The organism is Mesorhizobium sp. M7A.F.Ca.US.005.03.2.1 (assembly GCF_003997795.1).
Classification (GTDB): Bacteria; Pseudomonadota; Alphaproteobacteria; order Rhizobiales; family Rhizobiaceae; genus Mesorhizobium; species Mesorhizobium ciceri.
In genome coordinates this window covers 1-3731 of record NZ_RZRP01000636.1, presented here as the reverse complement: position 1 = coordinate 3731, position 3731 = coordinate 1, and the positions used below count along the sequence as shown (strand labels likewise).

Genomic DNA, 3731 nt, shown 5'->3' with positions numbered 1-3731 from the left:
ATTCTGGAACGCGGCGATGACGTCGGGATGCTGGCCCATGCCGAGATAGTCGTTGGAGCACCAGACGGTGATTTCCTCGGCGCGGCCATTGGAACGCCAGATGGCGCGCGGGAACTTGCCCGCGATCCGCTCGAGGTCGGCGAAAACGCGGTAGCGACGCTCGGCATGGAGCTGGTCGATCGCTTCCTCGAAGAACCGCTGATAGTTCATGTCGACTTCCCAATTTTTGCGCGGGATCATAATCATTGGCCTGTTGGTCGTCCACCTGGCCTTTTTGGTCAAAATGCCACGCCCCGGACCTGTTCCTAACGACCGCGGATCGTGGCCTATTCCCTTGATGTGGATGAACTTTGTTTCAGGACAATGCCACTGGCCGGCAATGCCGGTTACCAGGGGTCCAATGGCCATGCGGCGGGCTTTCCAGTAGAGCGGGGTTGAGACAGTTTCCGATAAATCTTGGATAAGCGAGGACGCGGATGACAGTTTTGGTGACAGGCGGCGCCGGTTACATCGGCAGCCATATGGTCTGGGAGCTGCTGGATGCCGGCGAAAGCGTGGTCGTTCTCGACCGTCTTTCCACCGGTTTCGAATGGGCGGTGGCGCCGGAGGCCAAGCTGGTCGTCGGCGATGTCGCCGACAAGGAATTGGTTGGCGCGGTCATCAGGGAGAACAAGGTCGACGCGATCATTCATTTCGCCGGCTCGATCGTGGTTCCGGAATCGGTCGCCGACCCGCTCAGCTATTATGAGAACAACACCTCGAAGACGCGCACGCTGATCGAAACCGCGGTGCGCGAAGGCGTGCCCAATTTCATCTTTTCCTCGACCGCCGCCGTCTACGGCGGCGCCGGGCTGGAGCCGGTGCGCGAGGACGCCCGCCTGGCGCCGGAATCGCCCTATGGCCTGTCCAAGCTGATGAGTGAGTGGATGCTGCGCGACGCGTCGATCGCGCATGGCCTGCGCTATACGGCGCTGCGCTACTTCAACGTCGCCGGCGCCGACCCGAAGGGCCGCACCGGCCAGTCGACGCCGGGCGCAACCCATCTGATCAAGGTCGCCTGCGAGACGGCACTCGGCAAGCGGCCGTTCATGCAGGTGTTCGGCACCGATTATCCGACGCCGGACGGCACCTGCATGCGCGACTACATCCATGTCAGCGACCTGGCGGCGGCGCATCGCCTGGCCCTGCAGCGGCTGCGTGCCGGGGGACAGAGCCTCGTCGCCAATTGCGGCTACAGCCATGGCTATTCGGTGCTGGAGGTCATCGACAGCGTGCGCCGTGCCTTTGGCCGTGATTTCGAGGTGAAGATGGGCGACCGTCGCCCTGGCGATGCCGCGGCGGTGGTTGCCAATTCGGATCTCGCCCGCGCCGAGCTCGGCTGGACCCCGCAACGCGACGATCTCGACCAGATCGTCGCCGACGCGCTCGCCTGGGAGCGCATCCTGACCGGCAAGAACTCCGCGCGCGGCTGAGCCGGGTTCTCCCAAGGGCTCGCAAGCCGGGCAGCGAAGCGCTATTGAAGGCGTTCGCGGCAAGGCGCGGAGGCGCGGCGCCGCGAGGAGATCTTGGGGGAATGGCATGAAAATAACGGTGCTCGGGGCCGGTGTCGTCGGTACGGCGGCCGCCTATTATCTGGCCAGCGACGGCCATGAGGTGACGGTGATCGAGCGCCATCCGGCGGCGGCACAAGGCACCAGCCAGTCCAATGCCGGCCTGGTGTCACCGGGTGACGCCACCGCCTGGGCCTCGCCGGCGGCTTTGAAGACCTTCCTGCGCGGGCTCTACAACCATGATCTCGGCATCAAGGTCAGGCTGCGCCTTGATCCCTATTTCCTCGCCTGGAGCCTGCGTTTCCTGCGCCAGTGCACGGTGGCGCGCCTGCGCGCCAACACCGACATCAAGCTCAGGCTCGCGCTCTATTCGCGCGACTGCATCAATGCGCTTTCGGAAGCGACCGGCATCCATTACGACGAGCGCAAGAAGGGCATTCTCTATTTCTTCCGCTCGCAAAAGAGCCTCGACACCGGCACCGACAATTACCGTTATCTTGCCAAGCACGGCCTGCCGATCGAAATCGTCGGCCGCGACCGGCTGGTCGAGCTGGAACCGGGCCTTGCCGGCGTCAAGGACAAGATTGCCGGCGGCGTCTATTCGCCAACCGACCAGACCGGAGATTCCAAGCAGTTTGTCGACAGGCTGGCCGCCTATGCGGCCGAGAAGCTCGGCGTCAAATTCCTGTTCGGCACGACAGTCGAAGGCCTCGACATCGAGGGCGACCGGGTGCGCGCGGTGATGACTTCGGCCGGCCCGGTCGCCGGCGATGCGGTTGTCATCTCGATGGGGCCGGAAAGCGGCCTGCTCGGGCGCCGTTACGGCATCGACCTGCCCGTCTATCCGGTAAAAGGCTATACCGCGACGATTCCCCTGGAGGACGAAAGCAGGGGACCGACCATGGGCGGCGCCGACGAGGACCGGCTGATCGGCTATTCCAGGCTGGGCAACCGGTTGCGGATGTCCTCGACGGCCGAATTCACCGGCTTCGACCGCACTTTCAAGCCCGCCGATTTCAAGACGATCATCAGCACCGGCAAAGATCTTTTCCCGGGTGCCTTCGACGAGAAGAAGGCTGTGTTCTGGGCGGGCCTGCGCCCGATGATGCCCAACTCGGTGCCGGTCATCGGCCAGGCGCGCTACAAGAATCTCTATCTCGACACCGGCCACGGCCATGTCGGCTGGACCATGGCCTGCGGCTCGGGGAAATTCCTTGCCGACCTCGTTTCCGGCCGCAGGCCGGAGATCGACCCGCAGGGGCTGGTTTACGGGGGCTAGGATGTCGGGACCGCAAGTCGCCATCGACCTTGGCCGCATCGAGCGCAACGCGCGCACCATCGTCGAGCGCTGCGCGCTGTCGGGCATAAAAGTGTTCGGCGTCACCAAGGGCACTTGCGGCATGCCGCAAGTGGCACGCGCCATGCTGCGCGGCGGCGTCGCCGGCATCGCCGAATCGCGTTTCGAGAACATCCGCCGGCTGCGCGACAGCGGCATCAACGCACCGATCATGCTGCTGCGCAGCCCGCCGATGGCGCGGGTCGAGGAGGTGGTGCGCACCGTCGACATCAGCCTGCAATCGGAACTCGCCACCATCCGCGAAATTTCGCGCATCGCCGAGCGCATGGGCCGCGTCCACGACATCATGCTGATGATCGATCTCGGCGATCTCCGCGAAGGCATCTGGCCGAACGACCTGATCCCCACGGTTGAGCAGATCCTGCAGTTCAAGGGCGTGCGCATCGCCGGCATCGGCACCAATCTCGGCTGCTTCGGCGCCATCATGCCGACGCCGGAAAACCTTGGGCAGCTCGTCGCCCATGCCTACAAGACCGAGCGCCTGTCCGGCAAAAGCCTCGACGTGATTTCCGGCGGCGCCTCGTCGTCGCTGCCGCTGCTGCTCGAAGGCAGGCTTCCGGCCGGCATCAACAATCTGCGCGTCGGCGAGGCGATCCTGCAAGGTGGCGTCGAAACCTTCCGCGATGTGCCATGGGCCGAGCTCGAGCCCGATGCCTGCCGGCTGACCAGCGACATCATCGAGGTCAAGCTCAAGCCGTCACGGCCGATCGGCCAATCGGGCTACGACGCCTTCGGCAACCAGCCGGTCTTCCCCGACGAAGGCGACAGGCTGCGCGCCATCGCCAATATCGGCCGCGAGGACGTGCTGGTCGAGGGGCTGACGC

The 3731-nt window shown here is 64.7% G+C and carries 3 protein-coding genes and 1 pseudogene; 3 read left to right on the top strand and 1 reads right to left on the bottom strand.

Annotated elements, in window-relative coordinates; genetic code table 11:
• Positions 1 to 210: pseudogene (locus tag EN991_RS27285) on the bottom strand (5-aminolevulinate synthase); the annotation flags it as partial.
• 266 nt (positions 211 to 476) lie between these two features.
• Between EN991_RS27285 and galE the strand changes: the two are divergent.
• The 3 genes from galE to EN991_RS27270 all read left to right on the top strand — a co-directional run.
• Positions 477 to 1472 (top strand): UDP-glucose 4-epimerase GalE, encoded by a 996-nt coding sequence (gene galE / locus EN991_RS27280; RefSeq protein WP_127369917.1) that lies wholly within the window; start codon positions 477 to 479, stop codon positions 1470 to 1472.
• Between the two features lie 106 nt (positions 1473 to 1578).
• Positions 1579 to 2829 carry a D-amino acid dehydrogenase gene (locus EN991_RS27275; protein WP_127369916.1) on the top strand — a complete coding sequence of 417 codons (1251 nt, stop codon included), beginning with the start codon at positions 1579 to 1581 and terminating at the stop codon, positions 2827 to 2829.
• 1 nt (position 2830) lies between these two features.
• Positions 2831 to 3731, top strand: a 901-nt coding sequence (locus EN991_RS27270; protein ID WP_164769396.1) for an alanine/ornithine racemase family PLP-dependent enzyme, incomplete at its 3' end; no start/stop codon positions are given.

What these genes read in the sequence shown, in the direction of transcription:
- galE (WP_127369917.1), top strand. Translation starts at nt 477, where the DNA reads ATGACAGTTTTGGTGACAGGCGGCGCCGGTTACATCGGCAGCCATATG.
- EN991_RS27275 (WP_127369916.1), top strand. Translation starts at nt 1,579, where the DNA reads ATGAAAATAACGGTGCTCGGGGCCGGTGTCGTCGGTACGGCGGCCGCC.